Source organism: Dendronalium sp. ChiSLP03b (genome assembly GCF_034531165.2).
GTDB lineage: Bacteria > Cyanobacteriota > Cyanobacteriia > Cyanobacteriales > Nostocaceae > Dendronalium > Dendronalium minutum.
The window spans coordinates 22,221-44,459 of record NZ_JAVRBR020000094.1 but is presented as its reverse complement, the minus strand read 5'-3'; the positions used below and the strand labels follow the sequence as shown (position 1 = coordinate 44,459).

The 22,239-nt window shown below is 40.4% G+C and carries 16 protein-coding genes; 7 read left to right on the top strand and 9 right to left on the bottom strand.

The genetic code is table 11. The features are described from left to right. Window positions 1-161: 161 nt before the first annotated feature. Window positions 162-1,040 carry a glycine--tRNA ligase subunit alpha gene (gene glyQ, locus RMY31_RS22060; protein ID WP_409878183.1) on the top strand — a complete coding sequence of 293 codons (879 nt, stop codon included), beginning with the start codon at window positions 162-164 and terminating at the stop codon, window positions 1,038-1,040. A 544-nt stretch (window positions 1,041-1,584) separates the two neighbouring features. Further along, window positions 1,585-3,948, top strand: coding sequence for a ComEC/Rec2 family competence protein (locus RMY31_RS22055; protein WP_322665410.1), 2,364 nt, complete (start codon window positions 1,585-1,587; stop codon window positions 3,946-3,948). Between the two features lie 6 nt (window positions 3,949-3,954). Here the strand turns inward: RMY31_RS22055 and RMY31_RS22050 are convergent, their stop codons facing one another. Continuing rightward, entirely contained in the window at window positions 3,955-4,917 is a 963-nt protein-coding gene (locus RMY31_RS22050; protein ID WP_322665408.1) for an ROK family protein, read from the bottom strand. A gap of 28 nt (window positions 4,918-4,945) precedes the next feature. After that, complete coding sequence (locus tag RMY31_RS22045; RefSeq protein ID WP_322665406.1) at window positions 4,946-5,692, bottom strand: Mut7-C RNAse domain-containing protein; 747 nt, start codon at window positions 5,690-5,692, stop codon at window positions 4,946-4,948. 735 nt (window positions 5,693-6,427) lie between these two features. Here RMY31_RS22045 and RMY31_RS22040 point away from each other — a divergent pair. After that, window positions 6,428-7,402, top strand: a complete 975-nt coding sequence (locus RMY31_RS22040; RefSeq protein ID WP_322665403.1) for a sucrase ferredoxin — start codon at window positions 6,428-6,430, stop codon at window positions 7,400-7,402. Between the two features lie 139 nt (window positions 7,403-7,541). Here the strand turns inward: RMY31_RS22040 and RMY31_RS22035 are convergent, their stop codons facing one another. Further along, window positions 7,542-9,422: an ABC transporter ATP-binding protein gene (locus RMY31_RS22035; protein WP_322665401.1), complete on the bottom strand. Its 1,881-nt coding sequence runs from the start codon at window positions 9,420-9,422 to the stop codon at window positions 7,542-7,544. 79 nt (window positions 9,423-9,501) lie between these two features. Between RMY31_RS22035 and RMY31_RS22030 the strand changes: the two genes are divergently transcribed. Further along, complete coding sequence (locus RMY31_RS22030; RefSeq protein WP_322665399.1) at window positions 9,502-10,044, top strand: GNAT family N-acetyltransferase; 543 nt, start codon at window positions 9,502-9,504, stop codon at window positions 10,042-10,044. A 194-nt stretch (window positions 10,045-10,238) separates the two neighbouring features. Here RMY31_RS22030 and RMY31_RS22025 read toward each other — a convergent pair whose 3' ends face one another. From RMY31_RS22025 to RMY31_RS22015, 3 genes are all read right to left on the bottom strand, one after another. After that, complete coding sequence (locus RMY31_RS22025) at window positions 10,239-13,010, bottom strand: peptidase domain-containing ABC transporter (RefSeq protein WP_322665397.1); 2,772 nt, start codon at window positions 13,008-13,010, stop codon at window positions 10,239-10,241. After that, window positions 12,959-13,717 carry a peptidylprolyl isomerase gene (locus RMY31_RS22020; RefSeq protein WP_322665395.1) on the bottom strand — a complete coding sequence of 253 codons (759 nt, stop codon included), beginning with the start codon at window positions 13,715-13,717 and terminating at the stop codon, window positions 12,959-12,961. The genes RMY31_RS22025 and RMY31_RS22020 overlap by 52 nt, the downstream gene beginning before the upstream one ends. 224 nt (window positions 13,718-13,941) lie before the next feature. Further along, window positions 13,942-14,739, bottom strand: a complete 798-nt coding sequence (locus RMY31_RS22015) for a TIGR00297 family protein (RefSeq protein ID WP_322665392.1) — start codon at window positions 14,737-14,739, stop codon at window positions 13,942-13,944. Between the two features lie 512 nt (window positions 14,740-15,251). Between RMY31_RS22015 and RMY31_RS22010 the strand changes: the two genes are divergently transcribed. After that, window positions 15,252-15,683 (top strand): VOC family protein, encoded by a 432-nt coding sequence (locus RMY31_RS22010; protein WP_322665390.1) that lies wholly within the window; start codon window positions 15,252-15,254, stop codon window positions 15,681-15,683. On the opposite strand, the gene RMY31_RS22005 is transcribed toward RMY31_RS22010, so the two are convergent. After that, entirely contained in the window at window positions 15,613-16,281 is a 669-nt protein-coding gene (locus RMY31_RS22005; RefSeq protein ID WP_322665388.1) for a triacylglycerol lipase, read from the bottom strand. The two genes, RMY31_RS22010 and RMY31_RS22005, sit on opposite strands and share 71 nt — an antisense overlap. Window positions 16,282-16,660: 379 nt before the next feature. Here RMY31_RS22005 and RMY31_RS22000 point away from each other — a divergent pair, with 379 nt between their 5' ends. Beyond that, window positions 16,661-17,242, top strand: coding sequence for a hypothetical protein (locus RMY31_RS22000; RefSeq protein WP_322665386.1), 582 nt, complete (start codon window positions 16,661-16,663; stop codon window positions 17,240-17,242). A 169-nt stretch (window positions 17,243-17,411) separates the two neighbouring features. On the opposite strand, the gene RMY31_RS21995 is transcribed toward RMY31_RS22000, so the two are convergent. Then, entirely contained in the window at window positions 17,412-19,739 is a 2,328-nt protein-coding gene (locus RMY31_RS21995; protein ID WP_409878182.1) for a VIT domain-containing protein, read from the bottom strand. A 273-nt stretch (window positions 19,740-20,012) separates the two neighbouring features. Between RMY31_RS21995 and RMY31_RS21990 the strand changes: the two genes are divergently transcribed. Continuing rightward, window positions 20,013-21,101, top strand: a complete 1,089-nt coding sequence (locus RMY31_RS21990) for a hypothetical protein (RefSeq protein WP_322665381.1) — start codon at window positions 20,013-20,015, stop codon at window positions 21,099-21,101. A 37-nt stretch (window positions 21,102-21,138) separates the two neighbouring features. Here the strand turns inward: RMY31_RS21990 and RMY31_RS21985 are convergent, their stop codons facing one another. After that, the gene (locus tag RMY31_RS21985; RefSeq protein WP_322665379.1) at window positions 21,139-22,227 is read right to left on the bottom strand and encodes a tetratricopeptide repeat protein; all 1,089 of its coding nucleotides are present in this window, start codon (window positions 22,225-22,227) and stop codon (window positions 21,139-21,141) included. Window positions 22,228-22,239 lie beyond the last annotated feature (12 nt).

Here is a 22,239-nt window from a genome sequence, read left to right as displayed (position 1 = left end):
CCGTCTCTTGGGCACTTATCCAATATAGCTAACCTAACCTTCAGTGTCAACTCTTTTTCCAATTTTCTTTGGAAAGTTTTTTTCGACCCCTCAAATAGCCCACTGTCCTGGGTTGTAAGCAACAATGGTGTATGCACTTTGCTGAGTTAGGAGGGGATAGCGTGAATTTTCAGTCGGTTATTGCCACACTCCATCTTTTCTGGGGCAACCAAGGTTGTTTTATCGCCCAGCCCTACGACATTGAAAAGGGAGCTGGCACCAAGAATCCTCATACCTTTTTAAGAGCATTAGGACCCGAACCTTGGGCTGTTGCTTATGTTGAACCGTGTCGTCGTCCTACGGATGGACGTTATGGCGAAAACCCAAATCGTTTTCAACACTATTATCAGTACCAAGTCCTGATTAAGCCATCACCAGATAATATTCAAGAAATTTATCTCAATTCTTTAAGAGCTTTAGGCATTCGTCCTGAAGACCATGATGTTCGCTTTGTGGAAGACAACTGGGAAGATGCGACGGTAGGCGCTTGGGGTACTGGTTGGGAAGTATGGTTGGATGGAATGGAAATTACTCAATTTACCTATTTCCAACAGTGTGGAGGAATCGATTGCCGTCCGGTATCTATTGAGATTACATACGGGTTAGAGCGCCTGACGATGTACCTCCAGCAAGTGGAAGCAATTACAAAAATTCATTGGACAGACAATATTACCTATGGAGATGTTTTCCTGCAAAATGAGATTGAGCAGAGTACCTACAACTTTGAAGCATCGAATCCTGAGTTACTGCTTACACTATTTAACTTGTATGAGCAAGAAGCCACGCAATTGACAGAGCGAGGATTGGTTTTACCAAGCCTAGATTATGTGATGAAGTGTTCGCACACGTTCAATTTACTGGATGCTAGAGGTGTAATTTCAGTGACAGAGAGAACTCGTTACATTGCTAGGATTCGTCATCTGGCACGAAAGGTGGCTCATTCATACGTTGAGCAAAGGGAAAAGTTAGGTTTTCCGTTGTTGAAGAAGGCAACAGTGTGAGTAGCGTTGTACGCTGCCAACACTAGAAAGGACAATGAGAAAGATAAGGGCTTTTTTACCTTATCTACTCTCTGTTTCCTAGGTTTTTGAACTTGAACACTATAAAAAGCTAATTGAGAATAGTATCAATAAGCTACAAGTTGATGATTAGCATTTAATGTTTGAGATGCGATCGCATCCCGAGATAAATGCCTAAAAGCCTTGCTATGCAATAATTTAAAAAATGTTGAAAAGTTTTTGTCTGCCTGCGGAATATGGACTAAGTACGATTATCTCAACGACTTAAGGTCATTAAAATTGAACTTGCTGCTTTGACTAAACTAAAAATTAGACCTCTTGCTATAAATATTTGTTTGCTTCACGCAAAGTCATAGAGGTGCAGAGAAAAAATTTAAAATCAGAAAGCCTGCTGATGCGGGCTTTTTTGTATAAACTCAATGAACTATACTTCACCACAAGCATGAAGATTTTTCTTTACTGCTCCCCCAACCATTCTTAAGTCAGCTGCAAATTCTTTTTGCCAGGTGCTTTTACCAGAAGTTTTATGATTCAAACGATTGGTGTGATTATTTGTCTTGGCTACATTCTAGGTTTACTTTTTACAGCAGTTCCTTGGGGCGGTGTGTGGATTTTGGTTTTAGGGATAGTGGGAGCTGTTCTGTTTAGAAGAAGCCATACTACATTACGGCAACTTCCACAGAAACCACCAGAAAACACTAGCAGTAAAACCAAGACAGTACCTAACACTAGGCAAATTATTCTCTATCCTCGAGTATGGATAGCTGCTGGTTTAGTTGGTTTGTTGGCAACTGTATATTTTCAATGGCGGATGCCACAGCCAGGAACAAAAGACATTAGTACATTCGTCCCCGCAGACAATAACACTAATCAAGAACAATTGGTGATTGTTCGTGGTGAAGTGGGTAGTAGTCCTCGCTTGACTCGCAGCCAACGGGGACAATTTTGGTTAGAAGCAACTCAACTGGATGAGGTGAAAAATGATAAAGATCCAGCAGATATCCCAAAGGGTGTAACGGGTAAATTGTATGTGACTGTGCCGATACTTCAGGCTACTGGGTTATATCCTGGTCAACAAATTGCTGTAACTGGGATTTTGTATAAACCGAAGACTGCGTCCAACCCTGGTGCTTTTGACTTTCAGAAGTTTCTCAAGCAACAAGGGTCATTTGCTGGTCTAAGTGGACGGCAAATCAATGTTCTGGATACGGATGAGAAACGTCAATGGGGATGGTGGCAAATTCGTGAGCGAATTGTGCAATCGCAAGTTCGGTGGTTGGGTATTCCTGAAGGACCGCTTGTCAGTGCAATGGTTTTGGGTAGCAAAGCTGTTGATTTACCCTATGATATCCGCGATTTATTTGTGCAAGCAGGATTGGCTCATGCTTTAGCAGCTTCTGGGTTTCAAACTTCCTTGATTTTGGGTGTGATATTACAGTTGGCAAGGCGGATAAAAAAGGGAACGCAATTTACTTTGGGTTTTTTGGCTTTAATTATTTTTCTGAGTTTAACAGGTTTTCAGCCTGCGGTTCTTAGAGCTGTAATTATGGGTGTTGCGGCTTTAATTGGCTTGGTTTTAGATAGAAAAGTCCAACAGTTGGGATCTCTGCTATTAGCAGCAACTTTGTTATTAATATTTAATCCTCTGTGGATTTGGGATTTAGGTTTTCAATTGAGTTTTTTAGCAACTCTGGGTTTAATCGTGACAGCATCTAGGATTGTGCAACTTTTAGCATGGCTGCCACCTGCGATCGCTTCTTTGATTGCTGTCCCTCTTGCTGCCACTATTTGGACTTTACCTTTACAACTTTTCGTTTTTGGAGTTGTGCCTGCTTACAGTTTATTCCTAAATATTATTACTACACCTTTAATTTCAATTATTAGTATAGGTGGGATTATTAGTGCCTTAGCAGCATTAATTTGGCCTGCCGCCGGAAGTGCTTTAGCTGGAGTATTGCATTACCCTACAGATTGGCTAATTAAGTTAGTTGAGTTTTTTAGCAATTTACCAGGAAATGCTGTAGCTTTAGGCAGTATATCTACTTGGCAGTTACTAGCAATTTATGTACTGATTATATTTACTTGGCTGGTGCGTTGGTGGAGAAAGCGCTGGTGGTTTGCGGGTTTAATAGCTTTCGGTATTGTACTTGTCCCAGTTTGGCATTCTGCAAATACATTATTTAGGATAACTTTATTAGAAGCTGGAGCAGAACCAGTGTTAGTTGTTCAAGACCGGGGAAAATTGACTTTGATTAATAGTGGAGATGAGGGTATAGGACGCTTTACAATTTTACCATTTTTACAACAGCAGGGTGTGAACAAAATAGATTGGGCGATCGCTAGTGGTTTCCAAAGTAAGGAAAGTGAGGCTTGGTTGGAAGTACTGCAACATTTACCAATTAAAAATTTTTATACCTATTCTAATAAAACAGAAAATACTATTATCGACCAAGCAATTCAACAGGTATTGCAAAAACAGCAAGGAATCTATCAGTCTTTAGCAATTGGTCAAACAGTAAATACTGGTGCAGTAGTCGCACAATTAGTTAATGACCAGCCAATTTTACAGTTGCAAATATTAGGTCAAAGTTGGTTAATCGTGGGAAATGTCAAGTCACAAGAGGCGTTAAAGCTAGTTAAAACGGTTGGTTTGTCTAATCCGCAGGTGCTGTGGTGTACTCCTGATTCTTTAAAAGATTTAGTCATAGCATTAAAACCACAGGTAGCGATCGCTTCTTCTAGCAACCTTGACTCCAAAACTTTATCCGATCTGAGTAAAAGTCAGACCAAACTATTTTTCACAGGGCGAGATGGGGCTATCCAATGGACACCCAACGGTCAGTTTGAGACTTTTATCCAAGCAACAGAAAACAAATCTTCAGTTTTGTGAAACAACTTATAAACCTGATTCAGCCAAAGCTACAGCACCCCACAGAGGTGCATCATCTCCCAGTGCAGCAGACACGATATCAAAATCAATTTCAGGTAATGCTGTCTCACGCGCTGTTTTTTGTACGACATTCCACCAATTTTCTCCTGATTTAGTGACGCTGCCACCTAAAATAAAACGTTGTGGATTAATTAGATTCGCAGCATTACCAATAGCTATACCTAAAGCCCAGGCACTACGCTGCAAAATAATTATTGCTCTTTCATCTCCTTTTGCCGCAGCTTCACTTACCACTTTGCCTGTAATTAAATCCAAATTATTATTCACCAACTCTCTCAATATTTTTCCTCGCTGTCCTCGAAGTTGATCTGGTTCCTTCAATAAATTTTCCCTAACCTCTTGTGCCATGTAAGGCCCTGAGGCGAAACGTTCCACACACCCCTGCTTACCACACAAACATATTGGGCCAGCAGGATCTACAACTATGTGTCCAATTTCACCAGCCATTCCTGACGCACCCCGCCAAGGTTTGCCATTGAGTATCCAACCACCACCTACGCCAGTGCTAATGGTGATATAAAACAGGCTATCGTATCCCTGCCCTGCACCAAAGCGATGTTCTCCTAAAGCCGCAACATTGGCATCGTTGTCTACACTAGCAAGAATACCAAACTCTTGCTCTAGCAACTTTTTGAGAGGAATATTTTCCCATCCGGCGACATGATGGGATAGTCGCACCGTCCCTGTTACAGCATCTACTGGTCCGCCAAAGCTGACACCAATAGCAGTGGGTTTTATGTTTTGCAGTAAAGAATAAATGAGCGATCGCATAATTTCTAAGTCAGTTTTAGCATCTGTATTTGCTGGTGAAAGGCGACGTTCATAACGCAACCATTCCCTAGAACCAAGATTTGCTATTGCTGCTGCCAACTTAGTTCCGCCAAAATCCAGTGCTAAGATTAATGCCATAATTTTTAATTAATACATACACATAAACCTAATTACCATTACTTAGTACCGATTCCACAAACTGTTGTAAACGTTCATAATGCGAACCTTTCCAATAAACTTGACCGCAGTCTTGACAACGATGAAATTCATCAATTTGCAATTGTACAGTTTCTGGTAGTTGGTGAACAATAAATTCTTTAGCTATAGGTTCTAATAATCCATTGCAACGCAAACATCGTTGAAACGGTGAGACTGCATTAAACAAATCAAAGCGCCGCAGAACTTCTACTATTTGCTGCTGGGGGTTCGTACTTCTGACATAATAGCCATGGGTAACTAAACTACGCATTAAAAGACCTTTATCGCGAGTCAAAAGAATCCTTGATTGCTCGTGTGAGATAATTGCTAATTCCTCATCCTCATAGTCATTGCGATATAAAGTATCAAAGCCTAGCAATCTTAAAGATGTCGCTAATTTTCCTAAATGAATATCTAGAACAAAAGAGATAATGTTGAGCCGTTTTGGTCGAAGGTTGATTTTTGATTGAATTAAATTTGTGGCAGAAATTGGATAGATATTGATATTGTCTTCATCTTGGACAATATAAGTAAAATCCACATTTTTACCGTTAACTTTAATGCAATCAACTTCTGTATGGGGGACACCAAAAGATTCAATCACATCTTTAATTGAGGCTCTTTCTGTAAAAGAATATGATATTTTTACCTGTTTTTTAGGTCTTGGTAGAAAATCATTTAACTCTGCATTAAATTGGAAATAAGCTACAGCCATAACCGTATCTAATTAAATAGTTAATAGTCTAAATGCATCAATATCCGCTACTCTCTTTAGATACCGATACCAAACTATACGCAACAATTGTAATTAATTGATAAAGCTTATCTATTATATTGAAAGTAGTAATGCCTACTCCCACAAGTTTTTTAGTGATTATCTACTTGGAAACTTTAATCTGATTAGCATCTAGGGGAAATATATATTAGCAAAAGTCATAAAAATTATCAAATACTTGCATTCCTTATTGACTTCAGTTAGAGTCAAAGCATGAACCTCAAGAACTCCTAATCTACCCTACAGGAGCTTAGATGAGGTCACAAGGTGGATACCAGATTTACTAATATTGGTGCATTATTGCTAATAGCTATGATTAGTTACTGACTTTGCTCATGAAATCCCCACACTGAAAATCTAGGGTATGAGAACAACTAACCTTGAGCTAGCTGTCCTGACTTTTGAACTAATTGAGAATAATTAGCAATATTCTTAAAAATCTATTATTGTAGTTATGGAAGTTTATCTCCAAAGATTGCCTGACTCCTTCTTAGAGATTTTATTAACCGGAAAGACGTTTATTGGAAATAATGTTATAAAGTGGCTACCTTGTTGTAACCAAGAAATGCAAAAGGATACTTTTTTACCTTTTTGAGTCGAAGATATTGTAGCCAAGAACACAACTACAATTTGTTATTCCCTTTGCCTAGAATATCAATTTCATGAGTACGCGCAATGAATACTTTTTTTTGTTCTGACTATGCAAAACAAGTAGGAGAGGATGTTATTGGTAGTGCTACTAATTATCAAGCTTATATTCTAGTGGAATGTCCTCCACCCTGGTTCTCAGAAACTTTTAATTCCAAATGGGTGCCAAAGAATTTACAGCTTTTGGTACAAGAAGTACATCATGCTAAATTACCAATAAGATTTCTTTTGATTGCAAATGATGCGTCACATAAGATAGACCAGACAACTTTGTTGATTTATCAAAGACAAGACGGATTAAGCAACGGATATCGCAAGCACGAGTTTAAACTACCAAATATTGAACTAGTAGCTACAGTAGTTAGAAAATGGTTATTGGGCAGAACTTCTGAGTATGAAATAGAAACAAGTGTAACCAGAGATATTTTAGTATGTACCCACGGTAGCCACGATCTTTGCTGTGCTAGATATGGTAATCCTTTTTATTTTTATGCTAACGCTACTATTGCTGATTTATGTTTGGGCAATATTCGGATTTGGAAATCTAGCCACTTCGGTGGACATCGATTTGCACCAACAGCTATAGACTTGCCAGAAGGAAGATATTATGGCATTCTCGACCAAAAGTCATTCCAGTCAATTTTGACTCGCACTGGTGACATTCAATGTTTAAATAAAGTTTATAGAGGCTGGGGAATTTTACCACCTGCGCTGCAAATTTTAGAAAGAGAACTAATTCTTGCTAACGGATGGAATTGGTTTGCTTACAAAGCAGTAGGTAAAATTATTGAGCAAAGTTTAGACAACAATACCATCCTAAGTGAGTTAACTTTTGAAGATAGTTCTGGTCTCTACACTTACCAGGCTAAACTTGTTAAAGATGCAACAAAAACGCTACAGGTGAAAAGTTCTTGCAATGCAACCAAAAAATCGGTATTCGTGAAATATGCTGTAGATAGTCTTTGGCTGGCTTCTCAAAAAGTCGTAACTTATAGTAATTAGAAGCAAAATAGCATATATAGTCAATGAAAGGGTTTGTCATCTACTACTAACCTGATTAGATAATTCTACAGACGTATTCTTAATTAATTTCTATTAACTTATACTAAAATATCTCCAGAAAAGCACAATCCTAAATTAACTAAGTTCCTAACATTTGCAAGTTGTGCAAAGTTGCATACATTCCCCCTTGTTGCAACAATTCCTCATGGCTTCCCTGTTCTATTAATTCACCTCGTTTTAACACAAAAATTCGATCCACATTACGAATTGTAGACAAACGGTGGGCGATGATTATAGCAGTACGTTCCGCCAAAAGCTGGTTTAATGCCTGCTGAATTAAAGCTTCTGTGCCCACATCCAAGCTAGCGGTTGCTTCATCAAGTACTAAAATTTGGGGATTGCGAATGGCTGCACGGGCAAAAGCTAAAAGTTGCTTTTCTCCACTAGAAAGATTTGTTCCTCGTTCTCGCAGTTGAGTATCGTAGCTTAAAGGCAATTGTTCAATAAATCGATCGATGTTTGTTTTCTGTGCTGCTTCTTGGATTTCCTCAAAGCTGTAGCGATCGCCTAGTGTAATATTGCTTTTAACGTTGCCAGCAAACAAAAAGCCTTCTTGTAAAATTACCGCCATATAGCGTCGCAGTTCTGCCTGGGGTAACTCGCGAATATCTACACCATCTACTAAAATGCGTCCTTGGGTAGGTTCGTAGAGACGGCACAAAAGACGAATAATGGAACTTTTACCCGCACCAGTGGGGCCTACTAGTGCTACTTTTTCACCCGGATGAATGATGAAATCCAAGTCTTTAATCACATAATCATCATCTTTGTAAGCAAACCAGACGTGTTCAAAGCGAATTTCTCCCAATTCAGGGGTAGTATTCTGGTCTTGCAATTCTAGATTTGCTTCAATCTCGTCTATGTAGCCGAATGTCGCATCATATATGGAAAAGCGTGGATTGGCGCGATCGCGTATTTCGATTGGTTCATCTAAAATATCACTTACGCGCTCCATAGCGGTGAACCCAGCTTGAATTACAGTAAATTTTTCAGCAAAATTCCGAAGAGGGTCGAATAATTGCTGGGCATATAAAATGAATGCTGATAAATTACCAAAAGTGAGATTTTTGCCCAAAAGTAATCCACTACCCATCCACAGCACACCTGCAATGGCAATTAAGCCAATCCATTCTAGAGTTGCTGAAACGGCTGAATCATAAAAAATGGTTTGATCCACCACTTGGGTATAGCGTTGGTTAGTGTTCCGAAATACTTCCGCGTTAAATTTTTCTCGTCGGAACAACTGCACTACATTAATACCGAGTATATTTTCTTGTAGCTGAGAATTCAAAATAGAAAGTTCTTCTCGGGCTTTGTAGTTTGCCTTACGATATTGCTGCTGAAAGTAAATAATCGTCCAGGTGACTGGTAACAGCATTAATAGCAGCAAGCAAGCAAGTTGCCATTGAATAGAAAACATCAAGCTAGCGATCGCTAGCATGGTGAACAAATCAGATATGATGCCAATAGCCCCAGTGGAAAAGACATCTCCTAAGACTTCCACATCACTGGTTAGTCTAGTAATTATTTTACCTACAGGTGTCCGATCAAAAAAACGTACTGCGAGAGATGTGACATGGTGAAATAAGTCTTGGCGAATTGCTGCTGTGATTTGTTGCCCTATTTTCTGAAGTAAATAACCTTGAAAACCAGTTAATACCAGTCTGATAATAATCGCGGTGAGCAATGCTGCTTGGAGTATATTTAGCCCTTGCCACAAGGAACGATTCTTGAGAAACTCGTATGTACTAGGTTCCTTGCGAATTAAAGAAATAACCTGTCCAATTAACAATGGTTGTACCGCATTAGCTAGTGCTAGCAGCACAAGTAGAAACACTGCTAGTGCTAATAGTCGTCCACTCTTGCGGGTATAAGGTACTAACCGCAGGAATAACCGCCAGTCATTGTTACGCCAACGGTCTTGTCTGTAAGATTTTTTGACGGATTGGTAAACGCTCATAGTAAGAGCATTATATTAATTTTTGCAATAGGAGAAACACGTTTTTTCAACGTAACATTCGCACCTTTGCTTTAATACCATGCCTGAGATAGAAACCGCAAGACTGCGACTAAGACATTTCACTCTAGAAGAGTTCGATGTACTATATCGCCTTTATAGCAATGCAGAAGTTATGAGGTATCTGTCACCCAGAACCAGAGAACAGACACAGGCAAGTTTACGCAAACATATTCAACATTGGCAAGAAAACAACTTTGGCATGTGGGCAGTTATACACAAAGATAGCGACAAAATGATTGGTCGCTGTGGACTGGGTTTCTTGGAAAATACACCAGAAGTTGAGCTTGGCTATGTTTTTGACAAATCTTATTGGCAAATGGGACTAGCTACAGAAGCTTCTATAGCTACTTTGAAATATGGGTTTTTAGAAGTAAAGCTGGATCGGATAGTAGCGATCGCTCATCCCCAAAACGTTGCTTCAGTGCGTGTGATTCAGAAAGTCGGGATGAAGTATCAGAAAAATGCCCGCTTTTATAACTCAGATGTAGTGTATTATGCTGTAACACGGAAAGAATGGCATCCGGACGATTCTCTGTATATTTTGCAAACTGAAATTGCCTAAAATAATATTAAGTTTGGATGATTAATTATTATTAAGTTGCCCTAGTTTTTCATCTTTAGTAATACTAAATTTTCTACTGATACTTGCGATCGCTAAATCTCTCATACTGTTGTATGACAAGTTTGCAAAATTCAACAGGCGAATGGAATTATGCTCCATTCGCCCAGCGTCTATGTTTTAGCTCGTCAAACCTATTAAATGTTTGCTTGCTGCCGTTGATAGAGCGACCAGTACAATCCTTTTTGTTGCAACAACTGTGCGTGAGTACCACGTTCAGCGATAATGCCTTGCTCTAAAACTAAAATTAAATCCGCACGTTTGAGGGGGGCAAAGCGGTGAGCAATCAGGAACACAGTGCGGTTAGTGGAGATTTGTTGCAAGTTTTGTAATACTTGCTGTTCAGTTTCACTATCCAAAGCGCTGGTAGCTTCATCTAACACTAAAATCGGTGCTTGGGTAAGAAACAACCGTGCAAGGGCAATGCGTTGCCGTTGTCCCCCAGATAAAGCTGTACCGCGTTCGCCAACATTGGTCTCGTAACCGTAGGGTAATTGACTGATGAAGTCATGTGCTACAGCTAGTCTTGCAGCTTGTACTACTTGCTCTGCTGTGATGTCTGGATTACCGAGAGTGATATTTTCCAAGACGGAACCGTTGAATAAAAAGTCTTCTTGGAGAACTACACCAGTTTGTTGTCGCAGTGAAGCTAAATCGGCGCTTTTAATATCAAAACCATCAATGAGGATACGTCCTGATTCTATTTGATAGAGGCGTTGCAATAGCTTCGAGAGGGTACTTTTACCAGAACCACTACGTCCGACAATGCCTACAAACTGCCCTGGTTCGACGTTAAAGGAAATGCCTCGCAGTACTGGTTCGGTATGCACTTGGTAGCGAAAAAAGACTTGCTCGAAGGTAACTTGACCTTTAAGGGGTGGTAAAACTAAACCAGTTCCCGATTCAGCTTCTGGGGCAACGTTAAGAATGTCTCCAATGCGGTCTACAGAAAGTAGGACTTGTTGCAGATTTTGCCACAACTGTACTAAACGCAGAAGTGGCCCTGTAACTCTTCCAGAGAGCATTTGAAATGCTACAAGCTGACCGATTGTGAGTTTCTGTTCTATAACTAACTTCGCACCAAACCATAGAATCAATAAGGCGGAAAGATTTGTGAGAAAGTCACCAATATTACTGCTAATGTTGGAGGTAGTAGAAGCTTTGAAGCCGGTACGGATGAAGCGAGCAAATAAGCCTTCCCAGCGATCGCGGGCTACTGGTTCTGCTGCATGGGCTTTGACTGAGTGAATGCCCGTGACTGTCTCAACTAGAAAAGATTGACTATCAGCACTACGGTTAAAAGTTTCGTTTAGCCAATTGCGAAGAATTGGTGTAGCAACTATTGTCAAGGTGGCAAACAGTGGTAGTACTGCCAAAGCCACAAAGGTGAGCGCAATATTATAGTAAAACATCAATGCCAGGTAAACCACGGCAAAGAAGCTGTCTAAAATTACGGTTAATGCTGTACCTGTAAGAAAGGAGCGGATTTGTTCGAGTTCTTGGACTCTGGCTACTGTGTCTCCAACGCGCCGTGACTCAAAATAAGCTAAAGGCAGACGCATCAGATGGCGAAATAGTTGTGCTGATAAGCTCAAATCCAAGCGCCGGGCTGTGTGGGTAAAGATGAATAGCCGCAGAATTCCGAGTATCGCTTCAAATAAAGCTACCAATAAAAGTGCGATCGCCATGACATCAAGAGTCGGCAAACTCTCTTGCACCATGACTTTGTCAATGACGACTTGTGTAATCAGCGGTGTACCTAACCCCAAAAGCTGCAACGTAAAAGATGCTAGCAATACTTCTCCTAGCAATTTTCGGTACTTCCAAACTGCTGGAGTAAACCAACTGAGGTTAAATTTTTCTTGCTTGGATATGAGTTCTATTTGCCAGAGATTGCCATCCCAAGACGCTTCAACTACCGACTGGGGAAGACTTTCGCAAGTGCGATCGGGATTTAGAGGGTTAGCGATAATTAGGCTAGAACCTTTAACTCCATAAGCCACTACCCAAGAAGGTGTCGAGCGAGAGTCAGATTTCCATTGGAGTAAAGCCGGAAATGATAACTGCCGCAAATCAACCCAACTCACTTGCAACTGCCGCAACACCAAGCCTAACTTTTCTGCTGCTTCTATAAGATGTTTCGGGCGTTCTCCCCTGAGTTGACGTTGCACCCATTCTAGTTTCACAGCATTTTCCAACTGTTGCGCCGCCATTGTTAAACAAGCAGCAGCTGTATTCCAGCTAGCAATAAAAGGATAACCTGATGTTACTGGGGAGGGAGCAGAAGACGCGGGGACGCAAAGAGAGGGAGACGCGGAGAATTTATCTAGTACGTTCTCCACGTTCTCTTGTCCCTGTTTTCCCACGTCCTCTTGTGTCCATCTCCTCGCGTCTCTATGTCCCCGCGTTCCCGCGTCTTCTTGTCCCTGCATCCCCACGTCTTCTTGGGAACCTTGCCAGAACTCTTCAATTTGTGGTGTGGAGATTTCTGCCCACAGTGCTGTATTCCAACAAACTACTACTACTTCTTTACTGGCAGCTACAGCCTTAAACTCTACAGAAAGCTTTTGTAAGTCCCCAAACCAATCTCCTGCTTGTAAGGCTGCTAAAGGTTTGCCAACATCTTGTTCTTTGAAGTTGCGAACCTCCGTCCGCAAGCGAACCTTACCAGCAACGATGAAGAACTGGTAACCTCCTGTTGCGGTTGTCCAAATTTTTTCTCCTATACGATATTGACGAATTTCTAACTGATTTTGTAATCGAGTTTGTTGTTCGGAAGTCAACCAGCACAGAGGCGGCTGATTCCACGGCACAGCAGCTAGCACGTTTACTTGTAGAGATTCATTATTTAGAAGTTTTAGCTCACTTGTAATTTGACTGTCAGCTTTTGAATTTTCTCTGCTAGCCATTTTTCAAATAATTCATTTTGTAATGCTTGCTTGAGTTGAGTATCTTCTAAAGACGCTGGCAGAAATTGTTCGACTCGAAACAAACTATAATTTCCTTCGAGTTCAATTGGCCCTACCAATTGTCCGGGGGTTGCTACATCAATAGCAGCCCTGAGTTTATCTGGCATTGTTCCGCGACTGATTGGTCCCATCATGCCGTTGACAATGCGATCCTCTGCCAGTGAATACTCTTTAGCTAATTGTTCAAAGCTACCTCCTTCTTCGATTTGGGTTTGTAGTTCTTCACTCAGTTCTCGGTTCTCAACAGCAATCCGCGAGAGGATCGCCCGATCTAAAAAAATCTTACGTTCTACGAAATATTCTGGGAGTTTTGGTTCTGTTACCAAAGCCTTGAGTTTTTCTAACTTAAAGCTAAAAGCAACTGATGTGTGAAAGGTAACGTAATCTGTGCCATTATTCTTTAACCATTCTTGAAAAGTTTGGGGGTCAGTTAGTTGATTTTTGAGGCGAAAATCAATGATTGCTTGTTCTGTTAAAGCTGGACTGATTTCAATATCGTCTCGTGTTTGTATTTCCTGCTCGATGACGTGCTGGCGGAGAATATCACCAATGAATTGTGCTAGTTTTCCAGAGGCTTGCAGATATTTTACTGCTTTGTCAATAGAAATTGGCTGGTCATCGACGGTTAAAAATGATAAAGATTCCATGAATTAAACCAGTAAAAACAGTTAAATTTTTATAAACTATCAAATATACAGCACTAACTTAGTCAGCAAGCAATTCTTAACATAAAACAATTTAGCATTGTAACTGACGTTCTCATGGCAAAAGCGCAATCGCTCATCTTATCTGTTGCATAGCAGCACAGCAACAACATCATATGTGTGTTGCTGAAAAATACTTTTAGATTCCAGAAAATCAGGAAAGTAATTTAGACGATGGTACTTGTCCAGAACCAAGCAAGTAGCATCGCTGCGATCGCACCGATTAATGTATTCAAAATATTGACTACTTCATTGGTTAGCCAAGTGTATTTAGATTGCAGTGTTGCGCCAATTACGCTTTCTAAATTAGTGGCAATAAAGGCTGCCAATACACACCAAACTATCCCCAAGAAATTTATCAAACCGACTCCCCAAGCTACTAAAGCGATCGCAATTGAACCCCCTACACCAGCTAAAGTTCCCTCAATACTAATTGCCCCTTCTGTACCACGGGGTACTGGTTGTAGTGTGGTAATCAAAAAGGTGCTTTTACCGTATGCTTTGCCCACTTCGCTAGCACAAGTGTCAGAAAGTTTGGTACTAAAACTTGCTACGTAGCCTAACAACAGTAGGGATTGGAAACTGTGGACTAGAGGCTGGGAATTGGGTAAAAGAAATCCTGAATTGATTATCCCTACCCCTAAAGCACACAACGCCCCAGTCAAAGCTGAACCCCAGACGTTTTCAGGGCCTCTTGCCCCAGAACGTTTCTCAGCTATTCCTTCTGCTTCCTTTTGTGCCATGCCGATGCGTGTCACCCCAGAACCAATCAAGAAATAGAACATTACCACTACATATCCTTGCCAACCTAAAGTTCCCCAAATCAGTATGCCTAGTAACCAAGCGTGAAATAATCCAGCTGGGGTGAGCAGCTTTTTAGGAGCAATCCCAACTAAACCCAATAAAATTGTGTTCAATCCCACCGCTACTAACCAAGGATTTGCAGAGTCAATTAAAGATAACATCAGCAATGAATCACGAGTAGTTTTGCCTGAATATCATCAGAATAACCAATTTTGGAACTTGGGTGTTTCACAGGGATTGAGGATTAGGGACTTAGGATTGGGAAAAGTGCTAAGGGCAAAAGCAAAGAACTATCCCTTGACCTTTTATCTTTAACTTGCTTCCTCTAACACAGCACTCAATTTTGGGCAATAAGTAGATTTTAATAAAGTTGCACAAAGATGTTGATTAGTCATTGCTTGAAAACCTGAGTAAATAAACACACGGTAGCCCTATGACTAGATGCAAACATCGTTAATAGGATATAAGCTGAGATTATATAAAACTGTATTCAGATTGACTACAAACAAAATTTAATTACAAATTACGTTAGCGCAGCGAAGCGCGAGTCCGCGAGCGTCATTAAGAATTACGAATTAATATTACATACCTGCCCAAATCCTTGATTTTTCGTCTCAGTATGTAAGTTCTAAAATTGTAAATACATCAACCACCGATCTCCTCTACACCAGCTATGAGCCAAACTTTATTTCATCTGGCTTTCCCGGTCACTGATATTGCCCAAACAAAAGCATATTATGTTGATGGATTGGGCTGTATCCCTGGTCGGGAAACCCCTCTAGCTTTGATTCTCAACCTCTACGGTCATCAATTAGTAGCTCACGTTACCAAAGAATCTTTGACACGCCAACGCACTATCTATCCTAGACACTTTGGACTAATTTTTACTCAAGAGCAAGACTGGGAGGATTTGCTAGAAAAGGCACAACAGCAACAGCTCTTTTTTCGTGAAGAACCGAAAAATCGCTTTGTGGGTTCTCCTTTAGAACATCGTACTTTCTTTTTAGAAGATCCTTTTTACAACTTGATCGAAATCAAATATTACCGCCACCCAGAGGCGATTTTTGGCAGCTATGAATATAGTCAAATTGGAGATAGGGCTTAATTGGTTCTGTCAAGGCTGCTGCTACTGTTGTCATACATCTTGAGTCTGTCAGCATCCAAGAGTGCAGCGCCACTGGTAATATTACTTCTTTTCCCACGGGCAATTGCGAACTTCTCGTCGGGACAATCATTAAATCGTAAGGTGTCCATATAGAAGTAAAATTCAGATGCCTTAACATCGCAGCATCAGAATTTAAATCCTGAATAAAAGCGCTGTTGGGGCGCATTTGCAAGCAACCAGGACGCTGGGAAGCATAGGCAATTATAGTTCCATGATGAGGCGAAGAGATAGTAATAAACCGTTGCACGCGGTTAATACCTCCCAGTCGCTGAACATAGTAACGACTGACAATTCCTCCCATGCTGAAGCCGATCAAATCTAACGGTTGGTCTATGGTAAAGTTGGCAGCAACATAATCGGCTACCTGCTTTGCCAATACATCAAGACCCACATCACCGTTATTAGGCATTAAATCTATAGTATGTACAGACCATCCCAGTTGCCTCAAGTAAGCAGTCATGTGATAGAAAACTGCTCCTGTATCGTCAATGCCATGTACCAGTAACACAGGGTTGCGCTGCTGATTTTCAGTGTTCATCTCCCAAACTCGCCTGCATCAAGTCTGTAGAAAATTTAACCGAGTACTGCGATCGCCTGTATTCAAGCTGTGACACTCCTCCTACTGGTTGAGTACAAACAAGTATTTGCTCAATAAAAAATGTTAATTTTTATTAAGCAAACTTTCAGAATCTTGCCCTGAGTTACAGTAAAATTTAATAATTAATTCTCGGTGTATACAGGTTGCAAGTGCTTGCAAAGTTGATAACATTTGCCCTGTAGTGTTACTACAATGTTGATTAGTACAAACCTATAAAGCTGGTCACCGCAATAGCGTGGCGTAAAAAAATGTGACATTCTGCTGTAGTTCTTAATATTACGGCAAACATTTACAGATATAAAAGGCAGGAGCAATTCTAATGTTCGATTCTATCAAGAAGTTAATTACCAATTTAATCAATGGGATTGTAGGTTTTGTTACTGGGCTGTTACCTGGTAAGAAAAAAGATAATGGCTACTACTTGGAATTAGACGAAGGCCGCGACGCGAATCTGCTAGATTCTGCTAAAGAGGCAGCTAAAGAGGTAGCATCGAACGCCCAAAAAGCAGCAGATACAGTTGCATCGAACGCCAAAAAAGCAGCAGAGACAGTTACATCAAGTGCGAAGAAAGTAGCAGATACAGTTACATCAGATGCACCAACTTCATCCCAGCCAGCTTCGTTAAACGGAACAAAAACTGCTGCAACTAAAGCTAAGGCAAAAGCAGGTAAAAAGACTAAACCAGCTGATGTTCAGCTAGTTCAGACTGCCGAAGGTCTGAAAGTTGAACCTGGGAAAAATGCCAAAGCTGCCAAAGCAGTCAAAGAGCAGCCCAAAGAAACTACCTTCGCACCTAAATATCTTGCTCCTTCGGCTGCTAGCTCTAATGGTCGTCGTCGTCCTGGGGCAAATATGAGTGCTTATCTTGACATGGCACGTCAGGCAAAAACCCCTGGTTAAGGAATGTGGATTAATTAATCTGTAAATCCTAATTTAGGGTACTTTAGGAACGTACCATTATGGGTAGTTTCTGTTCCTCACTCTATTGTGGTTCACGCTTTACCAAACAAAAGTTTTGCATTACTCCCAAGATTAAGAGACGCGAAGGTTTGCGTCTCTTCATTACTAACTAGTGAATACGCAAGCTTAAGACAACTTTGCCACTAGCAGATGGGGGAACTCTCCAAATCAAAAGCGCTCGCTTAATCATCTCCACTACAACTGTATCTTTCAGAGTTGAGGCTTCCTCATATAACATTACCCGTGCTACCCGGCCTTTGTTAATGGTGAACTCAAAGACGATTTCACCACTAAAGCCAGAAGGTAAGTTTAGTTTTTGTAGGTGTTGAGTTAGTTCAGCAATTGCTGATTCATCTAAACCAGTGGCACTGATAACTTCCAATTGATGCTGAATTGGTGCTGCTGAAATCTCACCAACTTCTTTAACTGTTGAAGGGGGTAGAGCAAATTTTTTAGTTTTGGGCGATGTCTGGCCATCGGCTGCTTCTCTTTGAGACGCTGCGCGATCGCATCTAGGCCTTTGCCGGAGAAAGTCTGGAGGTGCTGAGGCTGGTGCTGGTGGCATTAAAGGTGTCATTTGGTGCATGACACTACCGCCAAAAACTCCTTGATAACTAACTGCTTCGGGTATTTCTACTGGCACTTGCATGGATAAATATTCGTTTCCTGGTTCAACGCGCACATCATCACTGACAGCCACAAAAGCAGTGTATTGGGAAAGCAACTGATAAGTTAGGGCAGTTTCTGTCACTGCTTCTACGCCAGCTTTAGTTTCAAAACTCACCATTTGATTCATCAAGTCTTTGATGCAGGAACGTCCCCATAACTGCGCTACAGCAGAATTTCCCGTTTCCTCAAATATGAGGTGAAAAGTCTTTTCGTAGTGTTTACCGCCCGCAGCGATGCCAGAGATTTGCAGATTGCCACTAGCTCTATCTTGTTTGCGACCAAATAACACTAATGGTTGTTCGACGAATAAATCAGGCGCTGTACCTGGATAAACCACAGGCGATTCTCCACCACCTTGCCAAGAGATTTGAATATTCGTTAGCACGGGGTTGTTGATTTGTCTGTAAAACTTTTCCGCAACTGCTTGTGTCGGTTCATCATGGCGAATAATTGTGGATTTTCCCCGTCCAATCTCGGCGATGCGATTTAATAAGAAACGGTTAACAGAACTACCAGCACCGAAACTGTAAAGGCGATTTCCTGGTTGTAGGTGCTTTTGTACTTCTGCCAAAATCTCATTTTCGTTGCCGATGTAGCCATCGGTTAACAATATAACTGTCCGTAACCTTTCTATTGGGGTTGGGACATTTATGGCTGCACGAATGCCACTAAGCATTTCTGTGCCGCCAGCAGCTTGTAGATTGTTAATGTAAGCGATCGCCTTAGCACGATTTTGTGGTGTATTCGGTAGAGGTGTAGGCGACAACTGCCTGACATCATAAGAAAAATCGAGAATTGTGAAAGTATCGTCAGGATTTAACCCATTGATAAATCGCCGCATCAATTCTTGACACTGCTGCAACGGACTGCCAGATTGGGAACCGGAAGTATCCACTAAGAACACCACATCTTTGGGCACAATTTCATCAGTACGATATTCTAAAGCTGGAATCAGGTAAATTGCAAAATGTCCGCCGCGATCGTCGGCTTGGGTTAGTACTGTAGATTGAGTTGTTTGACTGGAAACTTGATAGCGAAGAATTAAATCTTTGTTGGGAATCGTGTCTTCGCCAGCTAATTGTACCCGCACGATTTGACCTGAGCGTTCAATTTTCAATTGATGTGAGGGAGAACCCACCTCAGAAATTGGCATACCTGCATCAATTTCTACTGTGACATTAATATCGTGACGCGAGCGGATTCCTTGTGGAACTACAGGTGGTGTAATTCGGGAAGCATCAGGAACTTTATCTGTGTCACCGCTATTATCTATCAGCATTCCGGGAATATATCTTGGCCCTACCACCATCGGGAAAACAAATTCGTAATTTCCGGCCTCAAATTTTAAACTATCAGTGTAACGAATTGTGACATCAATTTGTTCGCCAGGTTTGATGTTAGCGAGAGATTGGGTAAATATATTGTCTCGTTCCTGTTCTAGAAGTCCGGCAGTGCGTCCTACTTGTTTTGCTTGTTCATAGATTTTTTGCGCTTCTTCACGTTTTTTAATATTACCTTTGATGATGTTTACACCTATTTTTATTTCCATGTCATCTACCGCAGCCTCATCCGGTAACGGAAACACATAAATGGCTTCTAGAGGCTGCGTGAATATATTTTCAAAGGTTTGTATTACCTCTACTCGTGATAAGTTACCTGCAATTTTTGCTGTAACTTTCGTATGCTTTAGCGGAAAGATTAGCTGTTGTCCTTGAGGGGATTGGACATACAAACCTCCTAACTGCTGGTTTTGGGTAGTCATATTCATAGCTAAGATTTATCCTTTTTATTAAGCCCAAAACTAGACTAACTAAATTAACAATGACTGTAACCTAACCACTCTTAGGAGTTTTGTTAGGTAAAAATGTAGGAATCAGTAGTCATAATCCAGAATGATTAGAAAATTAAGCAGCTATACCACACTTGATTTTATTAAAATCATTAAGCTTGGATATCAAAGTCTTCTAAATTATGACTTCTGGATTCTGGATTCTGAATTTTTACTTTGTTAGGATTTGAAGAGAAACTCATACATCCGAAAATGACATCAATTCCACAACCGTTTGCAGAAGCTGAAAATGACTGGGATTTAGCAAACTTGTACCAAGATCTCACCTCTGCCAAGCAGCAAATTGCTAGTAAACCCAAACAACTGACACAATTGGAAAAGACTTGTTTGCGAGGATTACTTTGTGGTTATGGTCCTAATGAAATAGCTGCTGCAATCAATCGAGAGGTTAGGGGACTGAGAGTTGACTTGTCTAGAGGATTGTATCGCTATATCGAAGTACTAACTCAACGACCTTCTAATACTTTAAAAGACTGGAGAGAGGTTGCTGACTGGCTAGCCAAAGCTAACTATAAAACTAGTTTGTCTCACACTTCTTTGCTAACTAGTGATTCTTTAATCAAAATAGTTGATGTTTCCTTAGAAGGGTCGGCTAACTCTCCTGTAATTGACTTAAAAGTTCGTAATATTGGCAATCAAGTTGCTTTTTTAAAAAATACTAAATTTTTATTTTATAATTCCTGGTTGCTGAAAAGTTGGCTTTTACCTGAAGCTAAAAATATGGAAAATTTTGCTCTACCTGCTGCCGCGCCGATGCAGCGAAGTAGAGTTGTTCTACCTAGTTATGATTATCAAGTTCCTTTACCAGCACCTGCAAATTTTGATTTGTCTTTACCAATCAATCTTTTTGCAGAAAATTATTTAAATGCTAATCCAAAAATTGTGTATATTGAGGATTTTAAAATTTCTCAGTGTGTCAGTTGTAATGATGTAGATAGATTTACATTTACTTTTTCTTTACCAGAAAATTATCACCAATTATCTAGGAATATAAAAACACAATATTTGCTGTATACATCCTATATTTATCATCTTAAACTAGAACTAATTTATGATGAAGATGATAAAAGTGTTCAAAGTACCGATTTAGTTATTTTGTTAGAATCTGAATTTGCAGAGAATCTAGATAAGCGAGTTTTTTTTGCAGAATCAGATTCTAAATTACCCGCAGAAATTCAAGAAATTAGTCAGCATAATCAACAATTGGTGACGGAAATAGCCCAGATTAAGGGTATTAGGAGTTCATTACTAAATTCCCTGTTGAAAAAAATTACTTTTTAATGAATCCCTAAGAACGCCAAGACAAGAAAGGATTTTATTAATCGTTTAGGGTTGCTCTAGCAGCATTGACAAATACCAGTCCACTATATAAATGAAAAGCTGGGTCCCAATTAGTCTGTTCCCTACGAAACAGATGAATGTGAGACTGGATATGACTGAGCATTTCTGTTTGATCCAATACTGTCTCTGCAAAAGGAGTAAAATCAGACCAAAGTTTAATTTTAGGCAATTGTTGGTCAATCCAGCTTAGTAAGCCATTCCAATTGATTCTGATTGTATTTTGGCTAGCTTGGGGAGTAATCTCCATACCTTGCTGGAATTCATAACCGTTGTCATAAAGTCGCAAAATGCAACGTCTGCTAGGTAGATGTAAATCATAAAATTGCATATAATCTTGGGTTTTGGTTTTGCGTTCTAGTTTATGATGGGCATCGACATCTACAACTTCCTCAAAAATTGGCAGTAGTCCTAAAACTCGCGCTTTGACTTCTGACCATTCAAAAGTAAGGGAACCAAGTTGATTTGCTTCGTTGCAGCAAATAACAGTTGCTTTGAGGTCAGATTCTGAGAAATATTGGACTTGAAAAACTTGAATTTGCTGAATTGCTGTTATCGTCGTCCAGAAGCAAGGAATTCCAGCTTTCTGTAGCTGCGTGCCATAAAATTTGAGTTCTCCTACTTGTCCGGTGCGGTATAGTCTCCAGCCACGACTTGGTAGCACTAGCCTTGCAGTATAAGGATCTAGCTGCATAATCTGAGCAAATTTAGGTGCAGCGATGGCTTTAAGTTCGTTACTCAGAGGTTCTAAGACTAGTACCCCAACTTCAATATCGCTGGGTTCAACTGTTGCTTTGGCAATGGCTCTTTGTCTTTCTTCTTGCTCAATTTCTTGCAGTCGTTGCAATCCTTGCCGTGCTTGTGTCAATATCTTGGCATTAGTCGTACTTTGCAGCAATTGCCGATATATTTTTTCCGCGTCCTCATGCTTTTGGGATACTTCATGCAGCCTTCCCAGATAAAATTGCACCCAAGGATTGTCTGGCGATTCATTTAGTAGCTGTTTGAGTAATTTAGCAGCTGTGTAATAGTCTTTACGCTCAAAAGCGGTGGCAACTTGTTCAATCATCGCTTACTTTCA

Coding starts and splice junctions, on each gene's coding strand:
- RMY31_RS22005 (WP_322665388.1), bottom strand. CDS start 16,281: ATGAACACTGAAAATCAGCAGCGCAACCCTGTGTTACTGGTACATGGC.
- RMY31_RS22055 (WP_322665410.1), top strand. CDS start 1,585: ATGATTCAAACGATTGGTGTGATTATTTGTCTTGGCTACATTCTAGGT.
- RMY31_RS21995 (WP_409878182.1), bottom strand. CDS start 19,739: ATGAATATGACTACCCAAAACCAGCAGTTAGGAGGTTTGTATGTCCAA.
- RMY31_RS22040 (WP_322665403.1), top strand. CDS start 6,428: ATGAATACTTTTTTTTGTTCTGACTATGCAAAACAAGTAGGAGAGGAT.
- RMY31_RS21985 (WP_322665379.1), bottom strand. CDS start 22,227: ATGATTGAACAAGTTGCCACCGCTTTTGAGCGTAAAGACTATTACACA.
- RMY31_RS22025 (WP_322665397.1), bottom strand. CDS start 13,010: ATGGCTAGCAGAGAAAATTCAAAAGCTGACAGTCAAATTACAAGTGAG.
- RMY31_RS21990 (WP_322665381.1), top strand. CDS start 20,013: ATGACATCAATTCCACAACCGTTTGCAGAAGCTGAAAATGACTGGGAT.
- RMY31_RS22000 (WP_322665386.1), top strand. CDS start 16,661: ATGTTCGATTCTATCAAGAAGTTAATTACCAATTTAATCAATGGGATT.
- RMY31_RS22030 (WP_322665399.1), top strand. CDS start 9,502: ATGCCTGAGATAGAAACCGCAAGACTGCGACTAAGACATTTCACTCTA.
- RMY31_RS22045 (WP_322665406.1), bottom strand. CDS start 5,692: ATGGCTGTAGCTTATTTCCAATTTAATGCAGAGTTAAATGATTTTCTA.
- RMY31_RS22010 (WP_322665390.1), top strand. CDS start 15,252: ATGAGCCAAACTTTATTTCATCTGGCTTTCCCGGTCACTGATATTGCC.
- RMY31_RS22015 (WP_322665392.1), bottom strand. CDS start 14,739: ATGTTATCTTTAATTGACTCTGCAAATCCTTGGTTAGTAGCGGTGGGA.
- RMY31_RS22035 (WP_322665401.1), bottom strand. CDS start 9,422: ATGAGCGTTTACCAATCCGTCAAAAAATCTTACAGACAAGACCGTTGG.
- RMY31_RS22020 (WP_322665395.1), bottom strand. CDS start 13,717: ATGGAATCTTTATCATTTTTAACCGTCGATGACCAGCCAATTTCTATT.
- RMY31_RS22050 (WP_322665408.1), bottom strand. CDS start 4,917: ATGGCATTAATCTTAGCACTGGATTTTGGCGGAACTAAGTTGGCAGCA.